Source organism: Micavibrio aeruginosavorus (genome assembly GCF_051245535.1).
GTDB classification, from domain to species: Bacteria; Pseudomonadota; Alphaproteobacteria; order Micavibrionales; family Micavibrionaceae; genus Micavibrio; species Micavibrio aeruginosavorus_D.
The window spans coordinates 1,424,997-1,451,520 of record NZ_CP195303.1 but is presented as its reverse complement, the minus strand read 5'-3'; the positions used below and the strand labels follow the sequence as shown (position 1 = coordinate 1,451,520).

Genomic DNA, 26,524 nt, shown 5'->3' with positions numbered 1-26,524 from the left:
GAATTTTAGGCATATATGGAATTGCGCCATGAAAGTCGTGAACTCGCTCAAAACGTTGAAATCCCGTGACCGTAACTGCAAGATGGTTCGTCGTCGCGGCCGCGTTTACATCATTAACAAGAAAAACCCGCGTATGAAGGTACGTCAGGGCTAATTGCCCTTACGACCGAATCGCTGGCGGCATTCGTGCCGCCGGGGTTATACGGGATCAAAGGCTGGGACGCACGATTGCGCCGCCGGCCTTTTTTCATGTCCACAAAAATGAAGAATAGCAGGTGAAAAGCCATTTTTTCTCTGCTATACAGAATATTACAAGACCATCCCTCCTTCCTCGATTTTTCGGACCATCATCCATGTTCTCTAAGATTTTCGGTTTTATGTCGAATGATATGGCCATTGACCTTGGCACGGCCAATACGCTGGTTTATGTGCGCGGGCGCGGTATTGTTCTGAACGAACCTTCTGTTGTGGCCATCTCCATCAATGGCGGGAAGAAAGATATTCTGGCCGTCGGGAACGAAGCCAAACAAATGCTGGGCCGGACACCGGGCAACATCGTTGCCATTCGTCCGCTGCGTGATGGCGTGATCGCTGACTTCGAAGTCACCGAAGCCATGATCAAACATTTCATTCGCAAAGTTCACAATCGTCGTTCCTTCGTCTCACCGAAAATGGTGATCTGCGTTCCGTCGGGTTCGACGGCTGTTGAACAACGCGCGATTATTGAGTCTGCTGAATCCGCTGGCGCAAGCCGCGTTGGTTTGATTGAAGAGCCAATGGCCGCCGCGATCGGTGCGGGATTGCCCGTGACGGAACCGTCGGGATCGATGGTTGTTGATATTGGTGGCGGTACGACGGAAGTGGCCGTTATTTCGCTGGGCGGTATCGTGTATGCGAAATCCGCGCGCGTTGGCGGTGACAAGATGGACGAAGCCATCATCGCCTATACACGCCGCGTGCATAATTTGCTGATCGGTGAAAGCACGGCGGAGCGCATCAAAAAAGAAATTGGTTCCGCATGCCAGCCTGCCGATGGCGAAGGCCGCCAGGTGGAAATTAAAGGCCGCGATCTGATGAACGGCGTGCCGAAAGAAATCATGATCAGCGAACGCCAAATTGCCGAGGCTCTGGCCGAGCCGGTGGGTGCGATTGTCGAGGCGGTGAAGGTCGCCCTGGAACACACCCCGCCGGAACTGGCCGCCGATATCGTGGACAAGGGCATCGTGTTGACCGGGGGCGGGGCGCTTCTGGGCAATCTGGACCATGTTCTGCGCCATGCCACCGGGCTGGCCGTGACCATCGCCGATGACCCGCTGTCCTGCGTTGCGCTGGGCACCGGCCACGCGCTGGAAGAGGAAAAGGCCCTGAAAAACGTCCTGATCGGCAATTACTGATCGCGTTTTGCAAATGATTTAAAAAGCCCGGCGTTCCGTAAGGAGGCCGGGGTTTTTGTTGGTATGTTTGCGCGGGCTCGGGACGTTTGCCCAACATTGTCATCCCCGCCTTGTGCGGGGATCTGGGGCCGCAAGCCCTATAATTATCCCGGTCCACTCCGGATCCCCGCACAAGGCGGGGATGACGATTGGGGGTGGATGGCGGCTTGGGGTGCATTTATCGGCTTGCATTTTACATACATTTGAAATCAATACGCACCGTATTTGAATCGATGTGCGTGGACGAATGTTGAAATTTCCGGTAGATTAAACATTGGAAGGTCTTGAAACGGCTTTCATATTTGTTTTACCTCTTTCGGTGTAATTTTCTCTTCAGGAATATCGTTTCGTCCGTCCGAAAGGGACACTTAAAAGGTCAGGGTTTTGAGAATACGCACGCGCAGCAGAGGAATGACCCGTTTACTGTCCCTTCGTTTGTGGGGAACGCGGACTCCGTCGCTTATTTTTCTCGTCACTGGCATTATCCTGTTTATGGCATCGGCAATGAACCCGGCAACGCTGCAAGGCGTGCGTCTGGCTGCGACCGATGTGGCCGCGCCGTTAATGGCCGCGGTGAACACACCGTTTCGTATGGCGGCCGATTATGTGACGGCGGTCACGGGCCTGACCGAATTGCAGGCGGAGAATGAACGCCTGAAATCTGAAAATGCCCGCCTGCGCGAATGGTACCAAACCGCGCTGAGCCTGAAGACGGAAAATGAATCGCTTCAGCAACTTTTGAATCTGAAATTGCCGCCACCTTATACCTACATCACCGCCCGCGTGATTGCTGATGCGGGGAATACATTTGCCCGCAGTCTGCTGATCCTTGCCGGACAAAATGATGGCGTGGTCAAGGGGCAGGCGGTGTTGTCGGGCGAAGGTCTGGTTGGCCGCGTGATTGAATCTGGCGGCCGTGCTGCGCGCATCTTGTTGCTGACCGACATGAACTCGCGCGTGCCTGTGGTTATTGAAGGATCTGACATAAAGGCGATTGTTGCCGGGGAAAACAGCTCAACGCCCGTTCTCATTCATTTGCCGCGTGATCATGAATTACAGGCCGGGGCCCGCATCGTCACATCGGGCCATGGTGGTTTGTTCCCGCCGGGTGTTCCGGTTGGCTATGTCGTTCTGGGCGAGAATGGTCAGGTGAGTGTTCAACTTCTGGCGCAGGCCGATAATTTGTCCTTCGTGCGGATCATTGACCGTGTTCTGGAACGCACCGTTCTGGACAATCTTGCGGAAACGCCTGCGGTTATTCCCGCTGTTGCCGCGCCTGCGCCTTGATCCATCATGCGAAGACGCCGTTCGCGACAAATTTCAATTACCAGCATTGATGCTGCCCTTCGGTTGACGGTTCCGTACATCCTTCTGGCTGTGCTGTTCCTGTTGAACGTCACGGCTTTGCCCGTGCCCTATATGGGGGTGGTCAAACCGTTTCTGGTTTTGATGCCGGTTTATTACTGGGCCATTTATCGTCCGACCCTGATGCCGCCGGTGCTGTGTTTCATCGTCGGTATTTTGCTGGATATGATTTCCGGCACCGCGCTGGGCGTGAATGCCATTTCCTTCGTTCTGGTCCAGATGGTCGTGCGGGACCAGCGCCGTTTCCTGATGGCGCAGTCTTATATCACCACATGGGCGGTGTTTTCGTTCGTTGTTGGCGGGGTGGCGTTGTTGCAATGGGGGCTGTATGGTCTGGTTGATATGGCTTGGGGGCCGTTGATGCCGATTATGGTGGCCGCGGCGATGACGGTCTTTCTCTTCCCCGTGATTAGTTTGTTTTTGATTTTGACCCACCGCCTGTTGCCCTCATGAAACGCAGACGTGATAAAGACCGGAGTATGTCGTTTACCCGCCGCGCGCTGCTGATTGGCGCGATGCAGGGCGGGTTGATGGCTGTTCTGGCCGGACGTCTGGCCTGGTTACAAGTGGTCGAGGGGCATCGTTATAAAACGCTGGCCGAAAATAACCGGATTAACGTCAAGCTGCTGGCCCCGTCGCGGGGTTTGATTCTTGATCGCTATGGCGTCGCGCTGGCCGAGAACAGCCAGAATTTCCGTGTGCTGGTCGTGCCGGAACAAACCACCAATCTGGAACAGGTTCTGAACAATGTGGCCAAGCTGATCCCTCTGAAAGAGGGAACAGTGCAAACCATTTTGAAAACGGCCAAAAGATCCCCACGCTTCGCATCGCTGGAAATTCGCGACAATTTGTCATGGGACGAGGTCGCGACGATCGAGGTCAATCTGCCTGATCTGCCCGGTGTGTCGATTGATGTGGGTGAAGTGCGGTATTACCCGTTGGGTGAAGCCGTTGCGCATATGATCGGCTATGTCGGTGCGGTGGACAAGGCGGACCAGACCACGGATGATCCGTTGTTGAAAATGCCGGATTTCAAAATCGGCAAGACGGGTCTGGAAAAAGTTCTGGACAGTGAATTGCGCGGCCGCGCCGGTGCCGCCGAAGTTGAAGTGAACGTGGTCGGGCGCGAGGTGCGCGAACTCAGCCGCAATCCGGGCGAGCCGGGCCGTGATGTCACCTTGACCATTGATTCGGAATTGCAGGATTATGTGCGGGAGCGCTTGTCGACCCAGCGTTCCGCATCCGCGGTCATCATGGATGCGAAAACCGGTGCGGTCTATGCCATGGCATCCGTGCCATCTTTTGATCCGAATGAATTCAGCCGGGGCCTGACCCCGGAAACATGGAACCGCTTGCTGGCCGACCCGGGCGTGCCGCTGAACAACAAAGCGATCGGCGGGCAATATCCACCGGGATCGACCTATAAAATGGTGACGGCCATGGCGGGTCTGGAAAGCGGCGCCATAACGCCGGGTCGTCGTGTATTTTGCCCCGGCCATTTCAATATGGGCGATACACGCTTCCATTGCTGGAAACAAGGCGGGCACGGCAGTGTCGATCTGGTCACCGCGCTGGCGCAATCCTGCGATACGTATTTTTATCAAGTGTCGTTGGATATCGGCATCGACAAGATTGGCGAAATGGCCAATCGTTTTGGTTTGGGCGTCATGCTGGATACCGGGCTGGCAGAGGAACGCAAAGGGTTGATCCCGTCGCAAGCATGGAAACGTTCCCATCTGGGCCAGCCATGGCACCGGGGGGAAACGGTTGTGGCCTCGATCGGGCAGGGCTATGTGCAGGCGACGCCGTTGCAACTGGCCGTCATGACGGCGCGTTTGGCCAACGGGGGCCACGCGGTGATGCCGCAATTAACGGCGATGATCGGGGATGTTCCCATTGAAAAGAAAGAATGGCCGTCCATGGGGTTTAACCCCGCGCATCTGGCGATTGTGCGTGATGGGATGGAGCATGTCGTTATGTACCCGCGCGGTACGGCCTATGGCTCTCGTATCACGGTCGAGGGGATGGAGATGGCCGGGAAAACCGGAACATCACAGGTCCGCCGGATTACCAAAGAACAACGGGCGCTGGGGATCAAGAACGAAGATTTGCCATGGAACCATCGTCACCATGCGCTGTTCGTTGGTTATGCGCCCTATAATGATCCGCGTTATGTTGTGTCCGTGGTGGTTGAACATGGCGGTGGCGGCTCGGCCGTGGCCGCGCCGATTGCCAAGGATCTGATTTTGATGGCGCAACAACGCAACCCGGCGGCGCGGGCTGTATCGCCCGATGGACATGGTGTGCCCCCTGCGCCCATGCCTGTGCACAATACAACCACATTGAGCGCCGATCCCGCCGACGCTGAGATTGAAGATGAGGTCGCGCCAGAATCCGAATCTGTCGCCCCGGAAACTGAGACTGTGCCAGCGCAAGGAGCGGGATAATGCTAGGAAGCTTTGATCTGCAATCCGGCCCGACCTTGTCACAGAAACTGGCCAATATGAATTGGGGCCTGATTATTCTGGTCTCGCTGGTGGCTTTTATTGGTATTGCGGCGCTTTATTCTGCCGGGAACGGCAACATGGACCCGTGGGCGTCACGCCAGACGTTCCGTTTTGTCTTCTGTCTGGCGGCCATGATTATCGTGGCGCTGATTGATCAGCGGTTCTGGTACAACATGTCGTACCTGATTTACGCGGCCGGCTTTGTCATGCTGGTCTTCGTCGAATTTGTTGGGCAGATGGGCATGGGCGCGCAGCGCTGGATCAATCTGGGCTTTATTCAAATTCAGCCATCGGAATTGATGAAGCTGGCGTTGGTCATGGCGCTGGCGCGCTATTTCAATGGCGCGCGGTCCGAAGATTTGCGACGCCTGACCTTCCTGATCCCGCCGGCTTTGTTGATCCTCGCGCCCGTTGGGCTGGTGTTGCTGCAACCAAACCTGGGTACGGCGGTGATGCTGGTGGTGGACGGGGCGGCGTTGTTCTTCCTTGGTGGGGCACCGATCTGGCTGTTTATCGTCGGGATCGCGGCGGGACTGGCGGCCATTCCGCTGGTTTGGCATTTCTATATGCATGATTACCAGAAACAGCGCGTTCTGACCTTCCTCGATCCAGAGGCCGATCCGCTGGGGTCTGGCTATCACATCATGCAATCGAAAATCGCGCTGGGTTCCGGCGGGATTGAGGGCAAAGGGTTTCTGAATGGCAGTCAGAGCCATTTGAACTTCCTGCCGGAAAAGCAAACCGACTTTATTTTCACGCTGTGGGCCGAGGAATGGGGGCTGACGGGCGGGTTGGTGCTGCTGGGCCTGTTGCTGTTGATTTTCATTTACTGCGGTTGGATTTCGTTCCGCTGCCGCCATGTTTATGGGCGCTTGTTGGCCTTTGGCCTGATGGTGAACTTTTCACTGTATGTGTTTATCAATATTGCTATGGTTATGGGGTTGATCCCTGTTGTGGGGATCCCGCTGCCGCTCGTGTCCTATGGTGGGACATCAATGCTGGCGGCCATGATCGGGTTCGGCTTGATTATATCGGCCAATATTCACCGCGATAGCAAACTTCCGCGGAATTGACGCGCACAACACGCAATAAAAAAGGCCGGGTTGAACCGGCCTTTTTTATTTCAGGATAGCGCGAAGGACTTAGGCGGCAAACGCCACGCCCTTGTCACGCAGCAGATCCTGCAATTCACCGCTGGCGAACATTTCGCGGATGATGTCGCACCCGCCGATAAACTCGCCCTTGACGTACAATTGCGGAATGGTGGGCCATTGGGCGAAATCCTTGATCCCTTGGCGAATGCCGCTATCTTCCAGCACGTTGATATCCTTGAACGCGATATTCAACTGGGTCAGAATTTGCGCAGCCGCGGCGGAAAAACCACATTGCGGGAACACGGCGGTGCCCTTCATAAACAAAACAACATCATTGGCGTTAATTTCGCTGCGGATGCGGTCGAAAACAATATTATCCATTCCTCGTCACTCTCTTTCTTTACGCAGTGTTTCTGATTCAATTATTCTTCTGGCGGAATCGCGGTCTGGATGGCCAGCGCGTGCAATTCAGCGCCCATTTTCCCTTGAAGCGCGGCATAGACCATCTGGTGCTGTTGCACGCGGCTTTTCCCACGGAAGGATTCCGACACGATATAGGCCGCATAATGGTCGCCATCACCGCGCAGATCGGAAATCTGAACCTGCGCATCGGGGATGCCCTGGCGGATCAAGTCTTCAATGGCGGCGGCGGTCATGCCCATGGCGTTACTTTCGTATCCTTCAATCGGTTCAGCATACTCATGTGCCCAAAAATGCGCAAGTTTTCGCGTCTTTTCCGGGGTTTAAATAGACACTTTGGAATAGCTTTCCAGCCCGATGGCCTGTTTATCCATGATTTTCGGGACGACTTTGAACCCATACAGGGCCGCCGCGGTGACCAGAAACACCATGGCCAGAATAATCAGGCGGTATCCCCGGTCCTTCATCGCCTCCAGAAAATCATCGGATAAGGCGGCTTGGGCCCGGTGGCGACGGGCATAGATCACGCCCGGCAGCAGGGCCATGATCAAGGCCAGCGGCGTGCCGAGGATGAACAAGACGCATAAAGACGCCATCCACCACACCAGAACCGCCGTGCGGGCACGCCCCGCGAACAGGCGATCAGCCTCCCGCGCCATAAAGAAGACGATACCGACGATGGTCCCGATCAGGCAGACATTGTTGAGCGGATAATCGGTCAGCGCCGCCCCGGCCAGCATCAGGGCCGCAACGGACAGCGGGATATCCAGCTTCAATGTGTACTTCAAAGAGGGGAGAGAGAACGTTGCCATGCGTGTGCGCCTGTTATCGAGCCTGTTTTGAACGGTGTTTAAGCCATAGCAAGGGAATCGGGACAGCGGAAGCGGGGTGAGCCAGATCCGTGTCTTCCTTCATCCTACCATTGGGGGTCGCAAAACGCGAAAAATGGGGGTGGGGATCGGGGTGAAAAAAGGCGAAAAAGTGGCGTGATGCACCGCAAAAGACCGAATTTTCGGAAAAAACGCTTATATTCGCAACTTTATTACGCGATTTCGCAATCAAAGGATGGATTATTACTTGCATACCAAGCCCCGCTTGGCTAACAATTCTCCCATACCAAATTTGAAGAGGTGGTCACGCCCTGTGCAAAAGTCCGCGATAGAGACTTCCCACAGGCGCACGTTCGAAGGTTATGGGTCCGGTTAAGAGACCCAGCCGCGAGTTGGACTAGGGAATACAACGCTAAAAGTACAATACAAAAAAGCCCCGTTTTACGGGGCTTTTTTAATCGTTCTGCGGTTGCGGGCTTATTCCGCCATGATCTGTTCTTTGGCCGTTTGTCCGCACTGGTCCAGCATGGTGTCCAGCATATGGTCGGAAATCTCAAGACCCTTGCCTTCAAGATCCGGGCGGACCTTGCGCTTCACATCGTCAAATCCGGCTTCTTCCAGATTGGCGGCGACAACTTCGCCGGCATAGGTGGTGGCATCGGCACCGCTTAGGCCGAGCTGTTCCGCAACCCACAGGCCGAAAAGCTTGCAGGTGCGGGCCTCTACCTTGAAGCGCAGGCCCTCGTCATGGGCGAATTTGTTTTCAAAAGCGTCCTTGCGGTCGTTAAAGTTCGACATACTGTCCAGTCCTCTTGGTCGGGGTTAAAAATGCGAATTTCGGCCCAAATCTAGCATTTGAAAGCCGCTGAATCCATGGTTATATAGGGGCCTTATCGAACCCATTCTGTAAAGTTGTGCCCATGATGTGGAACAAAGACCCGCGGACGTCTAGACGTCGCGTGATTTATGAAGGTGCGGCCAAGATCATCTATGAAGGACCGGAGCCGGGTACGGTGATCCAGTATTTCAAAGATGACGCCAGTGCGTTCAACAATTCCAAAAAAGCCGTGATCGCGGGCAAGGGCGTGTTGAACAACCGCATTTCCGCGCATTTGATGACGAAGCTGGAAACAATCGGCATTCCGACCCACTTCCTGAAATCCGTCAATATGCGCGAACAGCTGGTGCGCCAGTTGGATATGATCCCGTTGTCGGTGGTTGTGCGCAACATTGCCGCCGGTCCGGTGTGCCAGCGTCTGGGCGTGAAAGAGGGCATCATCCTGCCGCGTCCGGTGGTTGAGTTTTATTACAAGAAAGCCGAAAGCGGCGATGCGCTGGTGAACGAAGACCACATCATCGCGTTCAACTGGCTCGACCCGTACGAGCTGGACGAACTGCTGGCCATGGCGTGGCGGATCAATGATTATTTGAACGGTCTGTTCACGGGCGTGGGCTTGCGTCTGGTCGATTTCAAATTGGAATTTGGCCGCATGCATGGCGAGTTCGGGGAATTGTATTTGTTTCTGGCTGATGAAATTTCGCCGGATAATTGCCGCCTGTGGGATGCGCAGACGGGTGAGAAGCTGGACAAAGATCGTTTCCGCCATGATCTGGGCGGCGTGATTGAAGCGTATCAGGATGTTGCAAAACGTCTGGGCCTTGTGCCGCAGACGGGCATTATCGATGGCGGCAACATCAACGAACAATTGGCGGCATCATTGGCCACGATTGAAAATGACCTGGGGCAGGAACGCCAGTTGCGCTCCATCCCCAAAGGGCCAACGCCGGGAAAACCGCGCAAGGGTTAATTGAACAGGGTATAAGACAATGGATATAAAAACACTGGTTGATCGCGTCTCCACCGCCATCCGCGCGGGAGAGCGTGTGCAGATTTTCAGCGATTTTGACGACACATTGTGCCATTCCGGCAATGATCCGTTGCGCGCGACGATTGATCGGAACGCGCTGATCGGTATTCGCGCGTTGATCAAACATCAGAACGTGTCCTTTACGATGATCACGGGGCGCACGGCGGAGAACATGCTGGCCAAATTGCCGGTTTCACAAACGAAGCCGCCATTCCACATCATGGGCAGCCACGGAACGGAATTGATGCGGGCCGGGGCGCGCGTGATTGAGAAACTGGTCCTGCCCGCAGGGGCCGATGGTATTATCGCGCAGTTTAATGCCGCGGCTGGCGCGCTGGGCGCGATCAATCCGGGGTTGATCGTTCATTACAAACATGGATGCGTGAATATGGATGCGCGCAATATGGTGGACCAGGACGCGCAAAAACGCGCCAGTGTTCTGGCTGAAGCGCGCCGCGCCTTCGAAATCATCCTGCAATCACCGGATCATCCGGTGGTGAACGGCGAAAAAATCTTCCTGATCCACAGCGATACAGAACATGATGTGACGGTGTTGTCCGAAGTGTTTAACAAGGGCTATGCGATTGATCATGCCGATTATGTGGATCACAACGCGCTGACCATTTTTATGGGCGACAGCCTGTCCCCCGGCGGCAATGACCGCGCGGCGGCGTTGCTGGTCAGTGATGCGCAGAAATTCCCACAAGGTGTGGTGATTCAGGTGCGCAATGGCCGCGCCCCGGATATCAAGCGCACCGCGACACAAGGCGGGGCGGATATTATCCTGAACCATCCATCGGAAACGGGTTTGTTCCTGCTGCGCGCTGGTCGTGCGGCGAAGGCTAGCCCCGCACCGTAAATCTTACGGTTCAAACTGTTCGCGTAAAATCCGTTCGTCCAGCATATGGTCTGAATCATACAGGATGGTGAACGGGGTGTTGTTATCCTGAACAATATCCACCTGCACCACGTCGCGCATTTCCGTGTAATCGGCGGTGGCGCTGACCGGGCGTTTATCGGCTTCCAGAATTTCAAAACGCACTGTGGTATGGCTGGGCAACAAGGCCCCGCGCCAGCGGCGGGGGCGAAACGCGCTGATCGGCGTCAGGGCCAGCACGTTGGCGGACATCGGAATAATGGGCCCGTGGGCGGAGAAGTTATATGCGGTTGATCCGGCGGGCGTGGATACCAGAACACCATCACAGACCAGTTCCGGCAGGCGTTCAACGCCATCCAGTGCAATGCCGATCTTCGCCGCCTGCCGGCTTTGCCGGAGCAGGGAGACTTCGTTAAACGCCAGCGCTTCAACCGTGCGGCCGTTTTTATCCTTGGCGATCATTTTCAACGGGTACAGCGTAATGGCGCGCGCGCCCTGTAACCGGTCCAGCAGATTGTCCGGGCGATAGGGGTTGAGCAGGAAGCCAACCGACCCGCGGTTCATGCCGTATACGGGCTTGTTGTGTTTCAGTGTTTTATGCACGGTTTCCAGCAACGTGCCATCACCGCCCAGAACGACGATGACATCGGCATCCGCCACGCCGGTCTGGCCATGCGCGGCGCTTAGGGTGCGGATGGCGTCCTGCGCCTCATCGGTGTCGTTGGCTGTAAAATGAATGCGCATCAATGGGAAATTCCTTCTTTCACATGGCCGCCATGGGCGTTGGACCAGTCTTCCGGCGCGTGCAGGAATTTTTCAACTTCGTCCAGCGTGGCGGTGTCAAAATAATTGCGATTCCGCGCCACGGCCAACACGTCCCAGAAGGTGGTCAGTGCATGCAGCGTGACGCCCATGGCTTTCATGTTGGCTTCACTGGACGGGAAGATGCCGTAATGGAAGATGACGAAGGAGTGATTGATGGTGGCTCCAGCAGCGCGCAGCGCGTCGATAAAGACTTTCTTGCTGGCGCCATCGCTTTGCATGTCTTCGACCAGAATGGCTTCCGCGCCCTCCTGATCCATACAGCCTTCGATCTGGGCCATGCGGCCAAAACCTTTTGGCTTTTTGCGGACATATAGCATCGGTTTGTTCAACCGTTCGGCAATAAACGCGGCATAGGGAATGCCCGCTGTTTCACCGCCGGCGATATATTCAACATCGGGGCATTCGGCGCGGATAATATCGGCGCCAAAATCCATCAATTGCGTCCGCTCCGCCGGAAAGGCGATCAAACGGCGGCAATCGGTGTAAACCGGGCTGGCGCGTCCCGAGGTGAAGATGAAGGGGTGTTCGACATTGAACAAAACGCTTTTGGTATCCAGCAGGATTTGCGCGGCGATCTTTGCGATCTCTTTACGGTCTGTGCTCATGTCTCAGCCTGTGTTTAAAAAACGTCCCATGACTTTAACCGAACCAGCCGTGCGTGCAAGGCGGCGATCCGTGCATACAGGGTTTTCAACGGTTGATCGGATAGATTGGTCCGGCGCAGTTGCCGCAGCCGGGTGAGGGTGTCGAATAAATCCGCGGCCAAGGCGGGCGGCGGGCCATAGAGCGCGGGCGGGGCCGCGCAGGTGCGTAAAGGGTGGGGGATCGGCCCGTCATAACGGGCATTGGTTTCGGGCGAGAGCATAAATATAGGATAATATTCCTGCTATCGAAAGTCAAGATCATCCCGTCATTGCCTGTCTGTCATCCCGACAGAGCGAAGCGACGAGGGATCCCCCTTCATTATAGGTGAGATCTCTCACATGCGTTCGGGATGACAATTTGAAAAGGGGAACGTTTACGCCGCAAGCGGCCGGGCCCCCGGTTGGCGCAGGATTTCGGTGGCGTGCTGCATGCCTTGGGCACAACAGGCCTCCAGATCCATGCCTTCGACCAGGCCAGCGATAAACCCGGCGGAAAACTGGTCGCCCGCGCCGACCGTATCAACGATGTCGGCGGGTTTCAGGTGGATGACGGACGGGATGCGCGAAATGCTCCCTTTATGAATCAACGTCACACCGCGATCGCCCATGGTGATGACGCAGGATTGGCCGGAGGCCAGAGCGGCACTCTCCATCGCCTCGATCGTGTCGACGTTGAACAGGACCTTCATCTCTTCATGGTTGCCGACGATAAAGGCCAGACGGTCGCCCATCAACGCGGTGATCAGGTCGCGGTGGTGGCCGGTGACTTCGGTGTCCACCAGATTCAGGATAATGCGCGTATCATTCGCCGCATATTTATCCAAAACGGCATGAACCATCGATTGTTTGTCCGTTCCGGCGGTCATGCGGAACATGTTGGTTTCGATGTAGACGATCAACGGGCGCGTTGTGTCGCGGTCCGGCAGTGTGTTTTCAGGCAGGAACCAGCTCGCCATATCGGTGGCCAGAACGAAGCTGCGTTCCTTGTCCGGCGTGATCAACGTAATGCACAACGATGTGTGTTTTTTCACATCCGTTACGGGGTGATAGGCGACGTTGTATGATTTAAAACCGTTGCGGAAAATATCGCCGTAAAAATCCGTGCCAATCATGCCGCAGAAGGTGGTGTCGACGTCTTCCAGACCTAAACCACACGCCGTATTCGCCGCGCACCCGCCGGGCAGGTAGAACGGACGGTTCAGATAGCCCATCAAATTGAGGAGGGCGTCGCTGCTCAAAACCGTGGTCGTGCCCTTGTCCAGGCTGTGGCGTTCCAGAAATGAATCATCGACATGCGCGATGACATCAACATTGCAAACGCCAATACAAAGAGCCGCAGGGATATTCGACATAGGTTTACGCGTCCTGATTTTTCATTTGCGCGTCATCGCGCGCATTCAATTGGTGTTCCAGCGCCGCGCGGAACTGGTCCGCGTTGGCGATAAAGGGGATCATCATCACGCGGTTACCCGTTCCGGTAACGACGACGCTGGCATAACCCAGCAGGCGGCCCATGATGGTGCGGGCCAGTTGGACGCTTTCGATGCGGTTCATCTGCACCTGCACGGTGTCCAGATTGATGATGCCGAAACGGATAATGACGTTTTTGTTGGTCAGGGCCAGCAACAGATAATGCTTGGTCAGCGCGGCAAAGATAAACGCCAGCGCCGTGATGATCAGCATGAAAACGCCCAGATTAAACACGGTCAACAGCAGCAGAAGGCTCAAGCCCCCCAACGCGGCGGCCTTCCAGTAAATGCCGTAATGGATCTGGCCCATCAGGGTCAGGGTCTCACCATCGCGCAACAGGGTGCGGACGTACAGATCGCTGCGGCTTTCCTGGTTCACCGGGTGTGTGTTTTTCCGGACTTCGGTCATGGCGATGCTCTCTCCACTCTCGGGTTTCGCATGGTTTAAAGGGTTTTATTCCGGCGGGCAAGCCCGCGCGCACTCTTATATATAGAGAGAGGCTTACGCTTATTGGGTGGCCAGCACGATGCGGCCAATCCATGCCGTGTCGGCAGTGGTCATCGTTTTTTGCTCACCGCCGGGCAGGGTGATGTCCCATCCGCTTTTCTGAACGGTCTTGATCACACCACAGACCAGCCCATCGCGGCGGGAGAACAGCAAAACGCGGTCCCCGGCGGTCATTTCACAATCGGCATCAATCAGCAGGTCCGCCCCTTTGCGGAACAACGGTTCAAACCGTTTGTCATCAATATGGGTCGCAAAACAGGCCGGGCCATAGTGGGCGGCGGATGCGGCGATGCGGGCCGGGGCGGTTTTGTCCTTGTCTTTATTGCTTTTTTCGCGCGCTGCGGTCGGGTTGCGCCCGCCGGCCAGCGTGGCCATATCCAGCAGGGGCACGCCAGCGGCGGCCTTGCCCGTGGCCTCAATCCCCCCCATCGACAGGAAATCCCCGACGGCGCAGGCCGTGACGGACAGGATTTTGGCGATGGATTCGGTCGACGGCCAGCGCGGCTTGCCGCTGGGGCTGACGCGCTTGCTGCGGTTAAAGGATGTCGGGTCGAGCCCGGCCTGACGAGCCAGTCCTGATGCGGAATAGCCCCGGTCTTTGGCCAGGCGGTCGATTGCGGTCCAGATTTGATCATGGGTAAACATAGGAGAATAATCCCATCATATTTTTCGCCCGTAAACCAAAAAAGAAAGGAACATTTTCCTATTTTGGGCTTGACAGGGCAAAGTTTCTCCGTCATAAAGAACAAAATGAGAACAAAACGGTGTGGGGCCGTGCATTGTTTGAGAACATTATACGAACCTTTGTGTGGAGTAAAGGCATGGCGAGAGACCGATATATCCCGAACCCCGTCACGATCACCGCGGCGCAGGCCTTCGATTCGATGGACGCGCTCTGGTTCTGGTTCATGCAGGCGCAGCAGGCGCGCATCGACGGCGCCAAATCGTTGCAGGGTGGCGGCCTGGTGGCCCGCCCGTGCGAGCCGATCGACGTGCTGCGCGTTCTGGACCGTCTGCACCGCAACCGGGATTTGAGCATGGATCACATGCTGGTCCTGCGCCATTACGGGCTGCGCATGTTGCCGCCCGATCCGCGCCGCCCGCAGGAGCAACGCGCCCACCGTCTGTGGACCGAGGCCATGGCGGTGATGGAACAACCGTTTATCGACAAGGGAATTTTAAGCCCGCGCGCCGACATGGTGCGGTTTTGGGGCGGGTCCGTTGTCGTTCCCATGCATGTATTACAGGAGGCCGCAGAATGAGCATGATGTCCAAATTTTCCAATTCGTCGTCCAATCGCCAAAACGCATGGGTGGTGTTCACCGGGGAAACGGATTTACCGTGGCTGCGCTTCCTGCGTCCGGGGTTCCGTCATTGCTTCGTTTTGCTGAATGACGGGCGGCATTGGCTGTCGTGTGATCCGCTGGCCAATAAAACGGAAATCACCGTGCATCATGTTCCGGCGGATTTCGATTTGCCGGCATGGCTGGCGGGGCGGGGGCAACGCGTGGTGCCGACCACGGTGCGGCAAGCACCGCGTCGCTGTGCGCCACCGATGCCGTTCACCTGTGTCGAAGCGGTGAAACGCATTCTCGGCCTGCATGACCGGTGGATTATGACGCCGTGGCAACTCTATCGCCATATCGCGACCGCCTGATTTTTTAAACCAACATTGTTATCGAAGGAGAACACGATGGGAAGCTTTGCTTCGCGTCCGAAGACGCCGTCTGTCCAATATGTACCGGTCTATACGCCGACCCCGACCACCACACCCTCTACGGGAACGGGGACGGATACCGGAACGACCACGCCGACCGATGATGAAACACGGTCCGCTCAACGCGCGGCCAGCCTGCTGGAACGCGGGCGCGGGCGGCTCAGCACGATTACGACGGGTTTCCGCGGCTTGTTGTCCCAAGGGGACACCCCGCAACGCAAAACCTTGTTGGGAGAATAATGATGGTTGCGAATTTTGTTCTGGATGCCGCGAAACCGTCTACGGTGATGGATGCCACGGCGCGTGATGCGTTGCTGCAACGTTTTAACGCGGCGAAATCACGCCGGTCGCAATGGGAATCGTTGTGGCAGGATGCGTATGATTACGCTTTGCCGCAACGTCAGGGTTTCGGCGGCGGCATTCGCCCCGGTGATACGCGCATGGATCGTCTTTATGATGCCACGGCGCTGGATTGTGTCGAACAATTGGCGGCCAGCTTGCTGGGCAATCTGACCCCGCCATGGACGCAATGGTTCGGCCTGAAACCCGGCCCGGATCTTAGCGCGAGTGATGCCGAACGTCTGGCCCCGGCGCTGGAAAAAGCGGCACGGACGATTCAGGCGCATCTGGACCGCTCCAACTTCATTGTTGAAATTCATCAATGCTTCCTCGATTTGATCGTCGGCGGAACGGCGTGCCTGTTTGTGGAGGAAGCGCCTCCGGGGTCATTCTCCGCCTTCCGCTTTACGGCGGTGCCCTTGCACCAATTGGTGCTGGAGGAGGGGGCCGATGGCTACCTGAACGGCCTGTACCGCGAAGTGAACATGACATTGGCGCAATTGCGTGAACGCTATCCGCTGGCGGAATTGCCCGCCGATGTGATCCGCAGTGGTGAACGCGACGCCCAGGCCCGGTTCCCGGTTCTGGAATCCATCCTGCCCGATGGGCGTGGCGGATATGCATTACAGGCCACGCTGCAATCTGCGGGCAGTAACGCGACAATATTGAAACAATCACGCATGGCGGATACGCCGATGATCGCTTTCCGTTGGTTGAAATCGCCGGGGGAAATTTATGGCCGGTCGCCGGTGATGAAATCGTTGCCCGATATTAAAACCGCGAACAAGGTGGTCGAGCTGATCTTGAAAAATGCCACCATCGCCGTGACCGGAATTTGGCAGGCGGATGATGATGGCGTTCTCAACCCCGCCAACATCGAATTGAAACCCGGCGTGATTATTCCGAAGGCGGTGGGGTCACAGGGGCTGAAGCCGTTGGAAATGCCGGGGCGGTTCGATATTTCGCAACTGGTTCTGGATGATCTGCGCGCCCGCATCCGCCACGCCCTTCTGACCGACCGACTGGGCCAAATTTCCGATCGCCGCATGACCGCGACGGAAGTTTTGGAACGCTCCGGCGAAATGGCCCTGCTGCTCGGGGCGACCTATGGCCGGTTGCAGACGGAATTGATGACGCCGCTGATTATGCGCGCCTTCGCCATCCTGCGCCGCCGGGGTGAGGTGCCGGATATTGCGATTGATGGCCGTCTGGTCACGCTGGATTACCGCTCACCGCTCGCCCGGGCACAGGGGCAGCGCAACGTCCAGAATACGCTCAGCTGGTTGCAGGCGGTGCAAGCCATGGGGCCGGAGGCCTTGGCCGCCGTCAACCTGCCACAGGCCGCGCGGTTCCTGGGCGATGCGCTGGGCGTGCCGTCTGACCTGATCCTGAACGACGTCCAACCGATGTCGCCAGCCCAACCCACCCTTGATATGGAGATTTTGAACGATGAACTTCTTGCCAATGACGAAGCATCTGCCCGTGCCGCCGCATCTGTTTTCTAGAGGTGATGAGGCCCCGGCAATGACGCAACAGGATATCGACCGCCTGTTCGCGCGCTGTTTTTCCAGCGATGACGGGAAAAAAGTTCTGGCCCATTTGCAGGTGATGACCTTCGCCCGCGCCCATGGTCCGGATATCAGCGACACGCATCTGCGCTATGCCGAGGGGCAGAGGGCGCTGGTCGCCTCGGTCATGCGCATGGTCGATCGTGGCCGTTCAAGTCGTTAATTGAAAATTTTTAATGAAAGAAGGAGAAAGACAATGAGTGTTGATAATTTACTGACCCCCGAAGACGAATCCAAAATGAATGCGGAGAGTGCAGGTGCGATGAACGCCTCTGCCACTGACCCCGCGCGTCCGGCGGGCCTGCCCGATAAATTCTGGGACGCCGAAAAACGCGCGGTGCGGGTTGAGGCGTTGGTGCAATCCTATCTGGCGCTGGAGAAAAAACTCTCCACCATGATCGCCATGCCGGGCGAGGGCGAAGACCGCAGCCGTATCCACCGTGCGCTGGGCGTGCCGGATACGCCGGATGCGTATAATGTGCGTTGCGATCATGGCCTGTTCACGGCGGATGCGGATTTGAACAAGCGTATGCATGAACGCGGCTTCACGCCGGATCAGGTGCAGATGGTGTACGATCTGGCCGCCGAGAAAATGGTGCCGATGATTTTGGAGATTGCCGAGGAGTTCAAGGCCGACCGCGAGGTTGACCGTTTGATCTCTGCCTTTGGCGGGCCGGAACGCTGGGCCGAAATTTCACGCCAGCTTTTGTCCTATGGCCGCAAAAACCTGCCGCCGGATGTGCTGAGCAATCTGTCGTCCAGTTTCGAAGGCGTCATGGCGCTGTATCGCATGATGCAGGGCGGTGAATCCGCGTTTGACCAGGTGGGCGGCAAGGACACATCCGGTCTGGGCACCGATGAAAACGCCCTGCGGTCCATGATGCGCGACCCGAAATACTGGCGCGACCGTGACCCGTCCACAATTGCGCAGGTCACCCAAGGGTTCCAACGTATTTATGGCGGAACTGAATAAATCGAATATGGGCCGCTCTCTTTGCATGGGGTATGGCTTGGCCCATAAAAAAATCCCCTCCGCCGTATGGTGGAGGGGATTTGATTATTTTACAGGCCAATCAGATTTGAGAATTGGCGAATTCGGCGGCAACGTGATCATCAATCACTTGCTGGAACGCGCGGCGGATGGTCTGGCTCAGCGGTTCGAATTCAATACCGACATGGTCGGCGGTTTTGCGGATGACGGTGCCATGCACATCGATATCAACGATCGTGTTGCGCAGTTTGAATTTCAAAACCATGGCGACGGATTGATCAATCCCGAACAGGCGTTCATCGGCCATGATTTGCAATCCGCCGAAGCTCCAGTTTTCAACCGGGAAAATTTTCCCGTTCACGCTGGCGACGCAACGGTCGGCGTGACGGCGGGGGTAGCGGCGGCGTGTTTCGGCGGCATCATTGCTGCCATTGGCGCGCAGGCCAGCGAGAAGGATATTCAGCATGCTCTAACTCTCCATCGGGCGCGCAAAAACACACAGGAGCGCGACCCTTTTGTACGGAAATTATTTCCGTAACGTGGTTGATATCAGACCTCTATTGCCGCATGCAAGAAAAAGACGGGCGGGAAGGATTGTTTGTTTTTTTATGCCCAGTCCCAGTCTTTCACACCCTTATATAATTTTCAAAAAATAAATTGCCAGTTTTAAAAATAGAGATTGACAACTTAGGAATTTAATCCTAAATTAACTCCTGTCGACGCCCTCATTGCGTCCGCGGTCAGGGCTTGCTCTTGGGCCGCGGGGCATGACGGTTTTGATCCCCCTTTGAAACTTCGTGGTGACGGACAACGGTTGCGGTATGCGTGCCGCCCGTCGCCATGGTTTTTTTGGGTGTTCCCACCGGGTTTTCTTTTGTGGCCGTGACGAACGACAACCGCCCCCGGTTTTCACAATGTGTTTTTCATCAACAACATACAGAACGAGGAAATGTCATGGCCACATCCATTGACCAAGCCTTTATCAAGCAATTCGAACGCGAAGTGCATGAATCCTACCAGCGTATGGGCTCCAAACTGCGGAACACCGTGCGCACCATCTCCAATGTCCAAGGCTCCAGCACCGTCTTCCAAAAAGTCGGCAAGGGCGTGGCGTCGACCAAATCCACCCACGGCATGGTTCCGGTCATGAACCTGTCCCATTCCACGGTGGAAACCGCGTTGCAGGATTATTATGCCGGTGACTGGGTCGACCGTCTGGACGAACTGAAAACCAACATCGACGAGCGTCAGGTGATTGCCAATGCCGGTGCCTATGCGCTGGGCCGTAAAACGGACGAGCTGATCATCAACGCCTTGGCCACGGCCAGCATCAACGTGGTGCCGGACGCAGGCGCCGGCATGTCGATCGCCAAAATTCTGGAGGCTTTCGAACAATTGGGCGAAGCCGATGTTCCGGATGATGGCGAGCGTTATGCCGTTGTTGGTTACAAGCAATGGAGCGAATTGCTGGCCACCGACGAATTCACCAGTGCCGATTATGTCGGTACCGAGGATTTGCCGTTCCGTGGGATTCAGGCGAAACGCTTCTTGGGGACGTTGTTTATTCCGCATTCCGGTTTGCCGATTGATGGCACGGGCGTGCGGTCCTGCTTCTGGTTCCACAAAACGGCCATCGGTCATGCGTCGGGTTCGGATGTTCAGACGGATATTACGTGGCACGGCGACCGTGCGGCGCATTTCGTCAACAACATGATGAGCCAAGGCGCGTCCCTGATTGATGGCAACGGCGTCGTTGTCATCGAATGTGACGAAACCCCGTAATCGTCTGTGCAACCTTAAAGAAGAAGGACAAAAACAATGGCTTTCAAAGCAAGCGACTTAAGCGTTCTGGCCTATGCCAATAATTTCACGTTGTGGCACTACACCACCGTGGATGCATCCGGCGTGGTTACAGGCGGTGGCTATCTGAACAACGCGTCGGATATGATGCGTGTGAATGATCTGATCATCGCCAATCTTGATACCGACGGAACCCCGGCGACGAAGTTTTATATCGTCACCGGGAACAGCGGCGGCGCCGTGACGATCGCGCTGTACAGCTAAGGCTGTGTAGCCGGTTGCCGTGATGGCGGGCTTGCGCGGATCCGCGTGGTAATCGACTGTTCTGGTTCCTCTGGTCGATTCATGCGTATGACGGGCGACGTCCATGTTCATCGGTATCGGGTCCCCCCGCCGGATTGTGTGTTTTTCATTCAATCCGGCGGGGCATGGCCCCATTTTTTTACATTCCACATTTTATGATTGAAGGCAGGCTTTCAAATGGCTCTTTCCGATATTGCCCTGTGCAGCCGGGCGCTGATCCGCCTGGGCGCGGCACCGATTACATCGTTTCTGGATGGCACCGCCGAATCCGATATTGCCGGGGCCTTGTTTGGGCCTGTGCGGGATGCGTTGCTGTCCGCCTATGGCTGGAGCTTTGCCACGGGGCAGGTGGTCCTGAACCCCGATGTGACCGCCCCGGTGGCGGATTATGCCCATGCGTTCCACTTGCCGTCCGATTATCTGCGCGCACTGTCCGCCGGAACGGCGGGGCGCGGGCGGGGTTTGAATTACCGCATTGCCCGCGGGCGGTTGCAGGCCAATTCGGATTCGGTTCTGCTGACCTATATTTTCCGACCAGAGGAAGAAGAATTTCCGCCGTATTTCGACGCGGCTCTGATCGCGCGATTGAGTGCGGAATTTTGCATCCCGGTCACCGAAAACACCTCCCGGGCCGAGGCGATGTTCCGTCTGGCCGATGGTGAATTCCAGCGCGCGCGCCAGATTGACGCCCAGCAGGACTCCCCCAACCGCATTGAAGATTTCAGCCTGATCGATGTGAGGAATTCATGAGCCGTATTCGCAACGTAAAAACCACCTTCACCGCCGGTGAAGTATCGCGCAGCCTGATGGGGCGTGGTGATTTGCGCGCCTATGATAACGGGGCGTTGTCCTTGACCAATGTCTTTATTCAACCCACGGGCGGTGTGACCCGCCGGGCGGGCTTGCGCCATATTGATGTCGCGGCGGGGACGGGGCGTTTGATCGCGTTTGAATTTAACACGGAACAAACTTATCTGCTGTGCCTGAGTGATGGGCAACTGGATATTTATGCCGATGGCGGGTTTTTACAAAGCCTGTCCGCGCCGTGGGATGAGGACCAGATTGCCAATGTCGCATGGACGCAGAGTGCGGATACGCTGTTGATCGTTCACCCGGACCTGACGCCCATGAAACTGGTGCGCGGGGTGGGGGGAACGTTCAGTTTGAATGACTGGGCGTTCTTCGTTGACGATGACGGGGTGAAATTCCAGCCTTATTATAAATATGCCGATGTCACGGTCACGTTGACACCATCGGCCACCACCGGAACCATCACCCTGACCGCATCGGCCAGCGTGTTTACCGAAGACCATGAAAACACGCGCCTGCGCGTGGCGGGGAAAGAGGTGGATATAACTGCCTTTAACTCCCCCACGGTGGTGACGGCAACCGTGGTTGAAACATTGCCCAACACCAACGCGACCATTGATTGGATGGAACAGGCGTTCAGCGCCGTGCGCGGCTATCCCGCCAATGTGGCCTTCCACCAGGATCGTCTGGTCCTGGGCGGTAGCCGCGATCTGCCCAACCGGTTGTGGTTTTCAAAATCCGGGGATTTGTTTAATTTCGACACGGGTACAGGGCTGGATGACGAGGCGATTGAATTTGCCATCCTGTCGGATCAGGTGAACGCCATTCGTGGCCTGTTTTCCGGGCGGCATTTGCAGGTGTTTACATCTGGTGCGGAATGGATGGTCACGGGCGATCCGTTGACGCCGACAAATGTGCAGTTAAAGCGCCAGACCCGCATCGGGTCCTTGACCAACCGCCATGTGCCGCCGGTCAGTGTGGATGGCGCGACGCTGTTCATCGCCCGGAACAAGAAAGAAGTGCGGGAATTTATTTACACCGATATTGAACAGGCCTATCAGGCGACCGATCTGGCTTTGCTGTCCCGGCATTTGATTAACGATCCGATTGATCAGGATTTTGATGCCAACCGCCGTTTGCTGTTTATGGTGCGGGCGGATGGAAAAATCGCCACGTTGACTGTGTATCGGGCCGAAGCCGTGGCGGCGTGGACCTTGCTGGAAACGGACGGGCAAATCCTGTCTGTTGCGGTGGTGGGGGAAAATGTTTACGCGCTGGTCAATCGGGGCGAGGCCATTCATATCGAAGAATTTGATGATGAATTGTTTCTGGATGCCGCATTGAACGGTGAATCCGAAACCCCGACCGATACATGGGCGGGGCTGGAGCATCTGGATGGGCGCGAAGTGTCTATTGTCGCCGATGGTATTTTGCATGACCCGCGCACGGTGATCGACGGGGAAATCACGTTGGATGAACCGGCCAGTTCCGTCGTCATCGGTTTGCCCTACACACATATTGTCGAACCCTTGCCCCCATCCGCCGTTGCGGAGGCCGGGGCCGGGCGGGCGGTGCGTTTGATCGAGGCCATTTTCCGTCTGCAGGACACATCGGCCCTGCGGCTGGATGTGGGGCGAGGCTTGCGTGATATTCCGTTGCGTCATGTCGGGGATATTGACCCGCCGGATGGGCCGCCGCCGTTGGTCAGCCGGGATGTATCGGTTCGGGCCATCGGCTGGAATACAACCGGGGCCAATCCGCTGTGGCGGATTGAACAATCGGCGGCTTTGCCGTTTACGCTTTTGTCTGTAACAACTGAAATGAAGGTGAATGACTAATGGGAACGCTTTCCTCCGCCGTTAAGGTTCTGGGCCAGTTTGGCAACATGGCCGGCAGCATCAACTCGATTTATTCGGGCTATAACGCGGCCAAAACATTGCTGGGCGATTCCGATCAGAAAGATGCGCTGCGTCGGGAACAGGAATTGGCCATGCGCCAATTGATCGAGGCGCAGAATGCCGGCCTGCAAAAAGCCGAAGAGCAAGCCGGGTTGGAGCGTCAGAAAATTTCTGCCGATGCGCAAAGCACGGAAACAGCGCGCCGCGCCGCCTTGAAACGCGCGATGGCGCGACAGAAAGTGCAATACGGTGCATCGGGATTGTCCGCGATGGATGGGTCCGGCGAAGCGGTTCTTCTCGGCATGTTTGAAGAGAGTGATCAGGAACGACAGACGCGTGAGAAGCTTGATGGGCTGCGCAATCAGGCGATTGATCTGGATATTGCCGACCGCAATCGCATCAACGTTTTACAGCGCACACAACTGCAAGAACGGCAAAAACTGGACACAATGTTGTTGTAACCCTTTGGGTGGGGATAGGGGGTTAATATTCAAAAAGGCCCGGAAATTAACACTTTTCGAAGCATGCTAACGCTTTGGAATACCATGCTTTTGACGGGTTAACTTGCGGCATTTGAGATAAATCATCTATAACACCGCCATCGTTAACAACAGCGAGCACGGAGTAATGATTTATCGACTGTTAGAAACTGTGAAAACAATCTGCACACAAAAACGTTTTGCAATCGTTTTGCCGATTTGTTTTCTGATGCTGGGTATGCTGGCCGCCGGTGACGTTCTGGCCCAGAAATCCGAAAACGCCCCTGGCTTCTGCCGTCCTGAAATTCAGGTTGGTACCGCACAGAACGGTGTTGCATCTTGGTATGGTCCTGGGTTCCATGGCCGTAAAACATCCAGCGGCGAAATTTACAACATGAACGAGTTGACCGCCGCCCATCGCACTTTGCCGATGGATACAATGGTAAAGGTGACCAACAAGGATAATGGTGAAACCGTTATCGTTCGCATCAATGACCGTGGCCCGTATATTGGCAAACGCGTTATCGATCTGTCCCTGGCCGCCGCAAAGGCGCTGGATATGGATCATCAGGGTGTCGGCGACGTGGCCATTACCGTGATGTGTGAACAGAGTGAGCCTGTTGTTCCGGGGCAGAAGCCGACGACCAACGCCTGAGCCATTTAAAACACGATTTTTAAAAACCCGCCCTTTGTGGCGGGTTTTTTTGTGCCAAAAATTTGAGAAAGGACGAACTATGCCCTCCGACCACATTAAAATTCCCGCCATTGAACCGATTGTCCGCAGCACCGCCGACGGGGTGCAGGATACATTCACCTATGATTTCCCCCTGTTTGCATCCGAAGACATGGTGGTGTCGCTGAACGGGGCGGCGCAAGCCTATGGTTTCACCGTCAATGGTGCGGGGAATACGGATGGCGGCACGGTGGTGTTTGATACGGCCCCGGCCAGCGGTGTGATCGTCACGCTGGAGCGCCGTTTACCGTTGGAACGTCTGACCGATTTTATCGAAGGCGGCGATTTTTCCGCCCGCGCCATCAATACGGAACTGGATATGCTGATGGCGGGCCTGCAGCAGGTGGACCGGATGCAGGGGCAGATGTTGCGCTATGGCGACCACGAAACACCGGGCGATATTACATTGCCATCACGCGCGCAGCGGGCCAACCGTGCTTTGGGTTTTAACGAAGATGGTGACCCGGTTGCGGTGTCACTGGAAGGGTCCATGGCTGCGCCGGATTTCACGGCGACGGGCACGGGGGCGGAAACGCGCAGCAGTGCGGACAAGCTCGGCGATCTGGTGTCCGTAAAAGATTTCGGGGCCGTGGGCGATGGTCTGGCGGATGACACGCTGGCCTTTCAAAACGCGCTGGCCGCGCATGATTATGTGTTTGTGCCGTCCGGCACCTATTTGATCAGCAACACCGTGCAGGTGAAAAACCGCAAAAGCCTGATTGGGGCGGGGCAGAAATCGGTCATTCAGGCGATCAATAATAGCTTTGTCGCTGTGGAGTGCCCGGCCGGGTACACGAATATCCAGCATCTGCGGATTGAAGGGGGCAGTGTGGGGCTGCGCCTGATCGGGGTGGATGGGCCGTGCGTGCAAAACGCTGTGGCGGATGTGACCATCTGGCTGTCCAATATCGGTCTGCAACTGGATGGCGGCAGCGATACCAACAAGCCGTGTTACTGGAACAATTTCACCCGCGTTCTGGTGGCGCAACCGGGCACGCATGGCATTCATCTGGCGCTGTCGGGGGCGGGGGATACGCCGAATGCCAACCGGTTCCAATCCTGCCGCGTGTATTCGTTGGGCACGGATATTACGGGGGCCGGGGTTTATGTCGAACATGGATCGTTCAACAACAGTTTTGTCGATTGCGAAGCCAATGTGAAGGGCACGGCGGCGGCGTGCGTGCGCATGGGCGCGGGCAGCAACAAGACCTTGCTGGTCAATCTGTTCACGGAATCGAATAACGGCGTGCCAAACGTGCAGATTGACGCGGGATCGGAAGAAACCGCCATCATCAATTTATCGGCGCAGAGCGACGGGGCGGCGATTTATGATCTGTCCGGCGGGAATTACGACGCGGTGAATGCCGGATGGCCGGATAAAAACCGTCTGCGCAAAACCAGCGTGACGGATTTGAAGGCCACGTTGCTGCGCCATGATACCGAATTTATTGATACGCCGGGCACGACGCAGCTTGATCTGTCGCATTCCGTCCATCTGGTCAATGCGACCAGCGGGGCCATTCGGGTGGATTTGCCCAATGCGGGTGATGCGCCGGGGGTGGTGATGGTGGTCAAAAAACTGGATGACACATCCAACATCGTCACCATTGGCGAAGATGACGGCGCGGGGCCGGATGGCACGACATTGCAATTGGGTGGCCGGTATGATTATGCGGAAATGATTTCCAACGGCGCGGCCTGGTCGATCATTTCATCGAACCGCATGGCGGGGAACACCCGGTATTATGACGGGTCGGGGACGTATGACATTGATATGGCGGTGGATGTGTATCTGTTGTCCAGCTATGGCGGGGTGCTGACCGCCCGCCTGCCGCCCGCCAACGCGGCGCAGGCCGTGGGGCGAAGCGTGACCATTAAAAAGGTCGATAGTTCCGCCAATGCCGTGATGGTCAGTGAGCAAGGCGGATCGGGGCCGGATCAATACACCCAGCCATTATCAGGCCAATATGACGCGATCACGGTCACATCGAACGGGTCGCAATGGTATATCGTGTCAAAATTCACCTAAGACCCTAGGGAAGGCGT

32 protein-coding genes are annotated in these 26,524 nt (G+C 56.3%); 21 read left to right on the top strand and 11 right to left on the bottom strand.

What is annotated here, in order from left to right:
• Positions 1 to 28 precede the first annotated feature (28 nt).
• From ykgO to rodA, 6 genes are all read left to right on the top strand, one after another.
• Positions 29 to 154, top strand: a complete 126-nt coding sequence (ykgO, locus tag ACSC94_RS07065) for a type B 50S ribosomal protein L36 (protein ID WP_014103402.1) — start codon at positions 29 to 31, stop codon at positions 152 to 154.
• Positions 155 to 353: 199 nt separating this feature from the next.
• On the top strand, positions 354 to 1,394 hold the full coding sequence (locus ACSC94_RS07060) for a rod shape-determining protein (RefSeq protein WP_435640142.1): 1,041 nt from the start codon (positions 354 to 356) through the stop codon (positions 1,392 to 1,394).
• 450 nt (positions 1,395 to 1,844) lie between these two features.
• On the top strand, positions 1,845 to 2,720 hold the full coding sequence (gene mreC / locus ACSC94_RS07055) for a rod shape-determining protein MreC (RefSeq protein ID WP_435640141.1): 876 nt from the start codon (positions 1,845 to 1,847) through the stop codon (positions 2,718 to 2,720).
• Positions 2,721 to 2,726: 6 nt separating this feature from the next.
• Positions 2,727 to 3,251, top strand: coding sequence for a rod shape-determining protein MreD (gene mreD / locus ACSC94_RS07050; RefSeq protein WP_435640140.1), 525 nt, complete (start codon positions 2,727 to 2,729; stop codon positions 3,249 to 3,251).
• Between the two features lie 26 nt (positions 3,252 to 3,277).
• Positions 3,278 to 5,245: a penicillin-binding protein 2 gene (gene mrdA, locus ACSC94_RS07045; protein WP_435640139.1), complete on the top strand. Its 1,968-nt coding sequence runs from the start codon at positions 3,278 to 3,280 to the stop codon at positions 5,243 to 5,245.
• Positions 5,245 to 6,378: a rod shape-determining protein RodA gene (gene rodA, locus ACSC94_RS07040; RefSeq protein WP_435640138.1), complete on the top strand. Its 1,134-nt coding sequence runs from the start codon at positions 5,245 to 5,247 to the stop codon at positions 6,376 to 6,378. Before mrdA ends, rodA begins: the two co-directional genes overlap by 1 nt.
• A gap of 69 nt (positions 6,379 to 6,447) precedes the next feature.
• On the opposite strand, the gene grxD is transcribed toward rodA, so the two are convergent.
• The 4 genes from grxD to ACSC94_RS07020 all read right to left on the bottom strand — a co-directional run bounded on the left by grxD (position 6,448) and on the right by ACSC94_RS07020 (position 8,447).
• Complete coding sequence (grxD, locus tag ACSC94_RS07035) at positions 6,448 to 6,780, bottom strand: Grx4 family monothiol glutaredoxin (RefSeq protein WP_435640137.1); 333 nt, start codon at positions 6,778 to 6,780, stop codon at positions 6,448 to 6,450.
• Between the two features lie 41 nt (positions 6,781 to 6,821).
• A complete protein-coding gene (locus ACSC94_RS07030) occupies positions 6,822 to 7,061 on the bottom strand; it encodes a BolA family protein (protein WP_435640136.1) in 240 nt (79 codons plus the stop codon).
• An 81-nt stretch (positions 7,062 to 7,142) separates the two neighbouring features.
• Positions 7,143 to 7,631: a hypothetical protein gene (locus ACSC94_RS07025; protein ID WP_435640135.1), complete on the bottom strand. Its 489-nt coding sequence runs from the start codon at positions 7,629 to 7,631 to the stop codon at positions 7,143 to 7,145.
• Positions 7,632 to 8,126: 495 nt separating this feature from the next.
• Positions 8,127 to 8,447, bottom strand: coding sequence for a DUF1476 domain-containing protein (locus tag ACSC94_RS07020; protein ID WP_435640134.1), 321 nt, complete (start codon positions 8,445 to 8,447; stop codon positions 8,127 to 8,129).
• A 122-nt stretch (positions 8,448 to 8,569) separates the two neighbouring features.
• Between ACSC94_RS07020 and purC the strand changes: the two genes are divergently transcribed.
• Together purC and ACSC94_RS07010 are read left to right on the top strand one after the other, a co-directional pair.
• Entirely contained in the window at positions 8,570 to 9,457 is an 888-nt protein-coding gene (purC, locus tag ACSC94_RS07015) for a phosphoribosylaminoimidazolesuccinocarboxamide synthase (protein ID WP_435640133.1), read from the top strand.
• A gap of 19 nt (positions 9,458 to 9,476) precedes the next feature.
• Positions 9,477 to 10,376: a hypothetical protein gene (locus ACSC94_RS07010; protein WP_435640132.1), complete on the top strand. Its 900-nt coding sequence runs from the start codon at positions 9,477 to 9,479 to the stop codon at positions 10,374 to 10,376.
• A gap of 3 nt (positions 10,377 to 10,379) precedes the next feature.
• Here the strand turns inward: ACSC94_RS07010 and ACSC94_RS07005 are convergent, their stop codons facing one another.
• The 6 genes from ACSC94_RS07005 to ACSC94_RS06980 form a co-directional block, all read right to left on the bottom strand.
• The gene (locus ACSC94_RS07005) at positions 10,380 to 11,138 is read right to left on the bottom strand and encodes an NAD kinase (RefSeq protein ID WP_435640131.1); all 759 of its coding nucleotides are present in this window, start codon (positions 11,136 to 11,138) and stop codon (positions 10,380 to 10,382) included.
• The gene (locus tag ACSC94_RS07000; protein WP_435640130.1) at positions 11,138 to 11,824 is read right to left on the bottom strand and encodes an orotate phosphoribosyltransferase; all 687 of its coding nucleotides are present in this window, start codon (positions 11,822 to 11,824) and stop codon (positions 11,138 to 11,140) included. The genes ACSC94_RS07005 and ACSC94_RS07000 overlap by 1 nt, the downstream gene beginning before the upstream one ends.
• Before the next feature lie 14 nt (positions 11,825 to 11,838).
• The gene (locus ACSC94_RS06995) at positions 11,839 to 12,084 is read right to left on the bottom strand and encodes a hypothetical protein (protein WP_435640129.1); all 246 of its coding nucleotides are present in this window, start codon (positions 12,082 to 12,084) and stop codon (positions 11,839 to 11,841) included.
• 153 nt (positions 12,085 to 12,237) lie between these two features.
• Positions 12,238 to 13,215, bottom strand: a complete 978-nt coding sequence (locus tag ACSC94_RS06990; RefSeq protein WP_435640128.1) for an adenosine kinase — start codon at positions 13,213 to 13,215, stop codon at positions 12,238 to 12,240.
• Positions 13,216 to 13,219: 4 nt separating this feature from the next.
• Positions 13,220 to 13,741: a PH domain-containing protein gene (locus ACSC94_RS06985; protein ID WP_435640127.1), complete on the bottom strand. Its 522-nt coding sequence runs from the start codon at positions 13,739 to 13,741 to the stop codon at positions 13,220 to 13,222.
• Positions 13,742 to 13,840: 99 nt separating this feature from the next.
• Positions 13,841 to 14,485, bottom strand: coding sequence for a helix-turn-helix domain-containing protein (locus ACSC94_RS06980; protein WP_435640126.1), 645 nt, complete (start codon positions 14,483 to 14,485; stop codon positions 13,841 to 13,843).
• A gap of 176 nt (positions 14,486 to 14,661) precedes the next feature.
• Here ACSC94_RS06980 and ACSC94_RS06975 point away from each other — a divergent pair, with 176 nt between their 5' ends.
• Genes ACSC94_RS06975 through ACSC94_RS06950 form a run of 6 tightly spaced genes read left to right on the top strand, consistent with a single transcriptional unit; the run spans position 14,662 to position 18,437 of the window.
• Positions 14,662 to 15,102: a hypothetical protein gene (locus ACSC94_RS06975; protein WP_435640125.1), complete on the top strand. Its 441-nt coding sequence runs from the start codon at positions 14,662 to 14,664 to the stop codon at positions 15,100 to 15,102.
• The gene (locus ACSC94_RS06970) at positions 15,099 to 15,497 is read left to right on the top strand and encodes a hypothetical protein (protein WP_014103381.1); all 399 of its coding nucleotides are present in this window, start codon (positions 15,099 to 15,101) and stop codon (positions 15,495 to 15,497) included. Before ACSC94_RS06975 ends, ACSC94_RS06970 begins: the two co-directional genes overlap by 4 nt.
• Positions 15,498 to 15,533: 36 nt before the next feature.
• Positions 15,534 to 15,797, top strand: a complete 264-nt coding sequence (locus tag ACSC94_RS06965; RefSeq protein ID WP_015468094.1) for a hypothetical protein — start codon at positions 15,534 to 15,536, stop codon at positions 15,795 to 15,797.
• Positions 15,797 to 17,401 (top strand): portal protein, encoded by a 1,605-nt coding sequence (locus tag ACSC94_RS06960; RefSeq protein WP_435640124.1) that lies wholly within the window; start codon positions 15,797 to 15,799, stop codon positions 17,399 to 17,401. The genes ACSC94_RS06965 and ACSC94_RS06960 overlap by 1 nt, the downstream gene beginning before the upstream one ends.
• On the top strand, positions 17,361 to 17,627 hold the full coding sequence (locus ACSC94_RS06955) for a hypothetical protein (protein WP_236619888.1): 267 nt from the start codon (positions 17,361 to 17,363) through the stop codon (positions 17,625 to 17,627). The genes ACSC94_RS06960 and ACSC94_RS06955 overlap by 41 nt, the downstream gene beginning before the upstream one ends.
• A 33-nt stretch (positions 17,628 to 17,660) precedes the next feature.
• The gene (locus ACSC94_RS06950) at positions 17,661 to 18,437 is read left to right on the top strand and encodes a capsid assembly protein (RefSeq protein WP_435640123.1); all 777 of its coding nucleotides are present in this window, start codon (positions 17,661 to 17,663) and stop codon (positions 18,435 to 18,437) included.
• 100 nt (positions 18,438 to 18,537) lie between these two features.
• Here ACSC94_RS06950 and ACSC94_RS06945 read toward each other — a convergent pair whose 3' ends face one another.
• A complete protein-coding gene (locus ACSC94_RS06945; RefSeq protein ID WP_435640122.1) occupies positions 18,538 to 18,921 on the bottom strand; it encodes a PilZ domain-containing protein in 384 nt (127 codons plus the stop codon).
• A gap of 488 nt (positions 18,922 to 19,409) precedes the next feature.
• On the opposite strand from ACSC94_RS06945, the gene ACSC94_RS06940 reads away from it, so the two are divergent.
• The 7 genes from ACSC94_RS06940 to ACSC94_RS06910 all read left to right on the top strand — a co-directional run bounded on the left by ACSC94_RS06940 (position 19,410) and on the right by ACSC94_RS06910 (position 26,507).
• The gene (locus tag ACSC94_RS06940; protein ID WP_435640121.1) at positions 19,410 to 20,237 is read left to right on the top strand and encodes a phage capsid protein; all 828 of its coding nucleotides are present in this window, start codon (positions 19,410 to 19,412) and stop codon (positions 20,235 to 20,237) included.
• Positions 20,238 to 20,273: 36 nt separating this feature from the next.
• The gene (locus ACSC94_RS06935) at positions 20,274 to 20,519 is read left to right on the top strand and encodes a hypothetical protein (RefSeq protein ID WP_435640120.1); all 246 of its coding nucleotides are present in this window, start codon (positions 20,274 to 20,276) and stop codon (positions 20,517 to 20,519) included.
• A gap of 216 nt (positions 20,520 to 20,735) precedes the next feature.
• The gene (locus ACSC94_RS06930) at positions 20,736 to 21,308 is read left to right on the top strand and encodes a hypothetical protein (protein ID WP_435640119.1); all 573 of its coding nucleotides are present in this window, start codon (positions 20,736 to 20,738) and stop codon (positions 21,306 to 21,308) included.
• A complete protein-coding gene (locus tag ACSC94_RS06925) occupies positions 21,305 to 23,206 on the top strand; it encodes a hypothetical protein (protein WP_435640118.1) in 1,902 nt (633 codons plus the stop codon). The genes ACSC94_RS06930 and ACSC94_RS06925 overlap by 4 nt, the downstream gene beginning before the upstream one ends.
• The gene (locus ACSC94_RS06920; RefSeq protein ID WP_435640117.1) at positions 23,206 to 23,727 is read left to right on the top strand and encodes a transporter; all 522 of its coding nucleotides are present in this window, start codon (positions 23,206 to 23,208) and stop codon (positions 23,725 to 23,727) included. The genes ACSC94_RS06925 and ACSC94_RS06920 overlap by 1 nt, the downstream gene beginning before the upstream one ends.
• Before the next feature lie 166 nt (positions 23,728 to 23,893).
• Positions 23,894 to 24,400, top strand: a complete 507-nt coding sequence (locus tag ACSC94_RS06915) for a septal ring lytic transglycosylase RlpA family protein (protein ID WP_435640116.1) — start codon at positions 23,894 to 23,896, stop codon at positions 24,398 to 24,400.
• 79 nt (positions 24,401 to 24,479) lie between these two features.
• Entirely contained in the window at positions 24,480 to 26,507 is a 2,028-nt protein-coding gene (locus ACSC94_RS06910; protein ID WP_435640115.1) for a glycosyl hydrolase family 28-related protein, read from the top strand.
• The last annotated feature ends 17 nt before the right edge of the window (positions 26,508 to 26,524 follow it).

Bases quoted from the DNA above. Each gene is read 5' to 3' on its own strand.
- ykgO (WP_014103402.1), top strand. From the start codon at position 29: ATGAAAGTCGTGAACTCGCTCAAAACGTTGAAATCCCGTGACCGTAAC.
- ACSC94_RS07060 (WP_435640142.1), top strand. From the start codon at position 354: ATGTTCTCTAAGATTTTCGGTTTTATGTCGAATGATATGGCCATTGAC.
- mreC (WP_435640141.1), top strand. From the start codon at position 1,845: ATGACCCGTTTACTGTCCCTTCGTTTGTGGGGAACGCGGACTCCGTCG.
- mreD (WP_435640140.1), top strand. From the start codon at position 2,727: ATGCGAAGACGCCGTTCGCGACAAATTTCAATTACCAGCATTGATGCT.
- mrdA (WP_435640139.1), top strand. From the start codon at position 3,278: ATGTCGTTTACCCGCCGCGCGCTGCTGATTGGCGCGATGCAGGGCGGG.
- rodA (WP_435640138.1), top strand. From the start codon at position 5,245: ATGCTAGGAAGCTTTGATCTGCAATCCGGCCCGACCTTGTCACAGAAA.
- grxD (WP_435640137.1), bottom strand. From the start codon at position 6,780: ATGGATAATATTGTTTTCGACCGCATCCGCAGCGAAATTAACGCCAAT.
- ACSC94_RS07030 (WP_435640136.1), bottom strand. From the start codon at position 7,061: ATGGGCATGACCGCCGCCGCCATTGAAGACTTGATCCGCCAGGGCATC.
- ACSC94_RS07025 (WP_435640135.1), bottom strand. From the start codon at position 7,631: ATGGCAACGTTCTCTCTCCCCTCTTTGAAGTACACATTGAAGCTGGAT.
- ACSC94_RS07020 (WP_435640134.1), bottom strand. From the start codon at position 8,447: ATGTCGAACTTTAACGACCGCAAGGACGCTTTTGAAAACAAATTCGCC.
- purC (WP_435640133.1), top strand. From the start codon at position 8,570: ATGATGTGGAACAAAGACCCGCGGACGTCTAGACGTCGCGTGATTTAT.
- ACSC94_RS07010 (WP_435640132.1), top strand. From the start codon at position 9,477: ATGGATATAAAAACACTGGTTGATCGCGTCTCCACCGCCATCCGCGCG.
- ACSC94_RS07005 (WP_435640131.1), bottom strand. From the start codon at position 11,138: ATGCGCATTCATTTTACAGCCAACGACACCGATGAGGCGCAGGACGCC.
- ACSC94_RS07000 (WP_435640130.1), bottom strand. From the start codon at position 11,824: ATGAGCACAGACCGTAAAGAGATCGCAAAGATCGCCGCGCAAATCCTG.
- ACSC94_RS06995 (WP_435640129.1), bottom strand. From the start codon at position 12,084: ATGCTCTCGCCCGAAACCAATGCCCGTTATGACGGGCCGATCCCCCAC.
- ACSC94_RS06990 (WP_435640128.1), bottom strand. From the start codon at position 13,215: ATGTCGAATATCCCTGCGGCTCTTTGTATTGGCGTTTGCAATGTTGAT.
- ACSC94_RS06985 (WP_435640127.1), bottom strand. From the start codon at position 13,741: ATGACCGAAGTCCGGAAAAACACACACCCGGTGAACCAGGAAAGCCGC.
- ACSC94_RS06980 (WP_435640126.1), bottom strand. From the start codon at position 14,485: ATGTTTACCCATGATCAAATCTGGACCGCAATCGACCGCCTGGCCAAA.
- ACSC94_RS06975 (WP_435640125.1), top strand. From the start codon at position 14,662: ATGGCGAGAGACCGATATATCCCGAACCCCGTCACGATCACCGCGGCG.
- ACSC94_RS06970 (WP_014103381.1), top strand. From the start codon at position 15,099: ATGAGCATGATGTCCAAATTTTCCAATTCGTCGTCCAATCGCCAAAAC.
- ACSC94_RS06965 (WP_015468094.1), top strand. From the start codon at position 15,534: ATGGGAAGCTTTGCTTCGCGTCCGAAGACGCCGTCTGTCCAATATGTA.
- ACSC94_RS06960 (WP_435640124.1), top strand. From the start codon at position 15,797: ATGATGGTTGCGAATTTTGTTCTGGATGCCGCGAAACCGTCTACGGTG.
- ACSC94_RS06955 (WP_236619888.1), top strand. From the start codon at position 17,361: ATGACGAAGCATCTGCCCGTGCCGCCGCATCTGTTTTCTAGAGGTGAT.
- ACSC94_RS06950 (WP_435640123.1), top strand. From the start codon at position 17,661: ATGAGTGTTGATAATTTACTGACCCCCGAAGACGAATCCAAAATGAAT.
- ACSC94_RS06945 (WP_435640122.1), bottom strand. From the start codon at position 18,921: ATGCTGAATATCCTTCTCGCTGGCCTGCGCGCCAATGGCAGCAATGAT.
- ACSC94_RS06940 (WP_435640121.1), top strand. From the start codon at position 19,410: ATGGCCACATCCATTGACCAAGCCTTTATCAAGCAATTCGAACGCGAA.
- ACSC94_RS06935 (WP_435640120.1), top strand. From the start codon at position 20,274: ATGGCTTTCAAAGCAAGCGACTTAAGCGTTCTGGCCTATGCCAATAAT.
- ACSC94_RS06930 (WP_435640119.1), top strand. From the start codon at position 20,736: ATGGCTCTTTCCGATATTGCCCTGTGCAGCCGGGCGCTGATCCGCCTG.
- ACSC94_RS06925 (WP_435640118.1), top strand. From the start codon at position 21,305: ATGAGCCGTATTCGCAACGTAAAAACCACCTTCACCGCCGGTGAAGTA.
- ACSC94_RS06920 (WP_435640117.1), top strand. From the start codon at position 23,206: ATGGGAACGCTTTCCTCCGCCGTTAAGGTTCTGGGCCAGTTTGGCAAC.
- ACSC94_RS06915 (WP_435640116.1), top strand. From the start codon at position 23,894: ATGATTTATCGACTGTTAGAAACTGTGAAAACAATCTGCACACAAAAA.
- ACSC94_RS06910 (WP_435640115.1), top strand. From the start codon at position 24,480: ATGCCCTCCGACCACATTAAAATTCCCGCCATTGAACCGATTGTCCGC.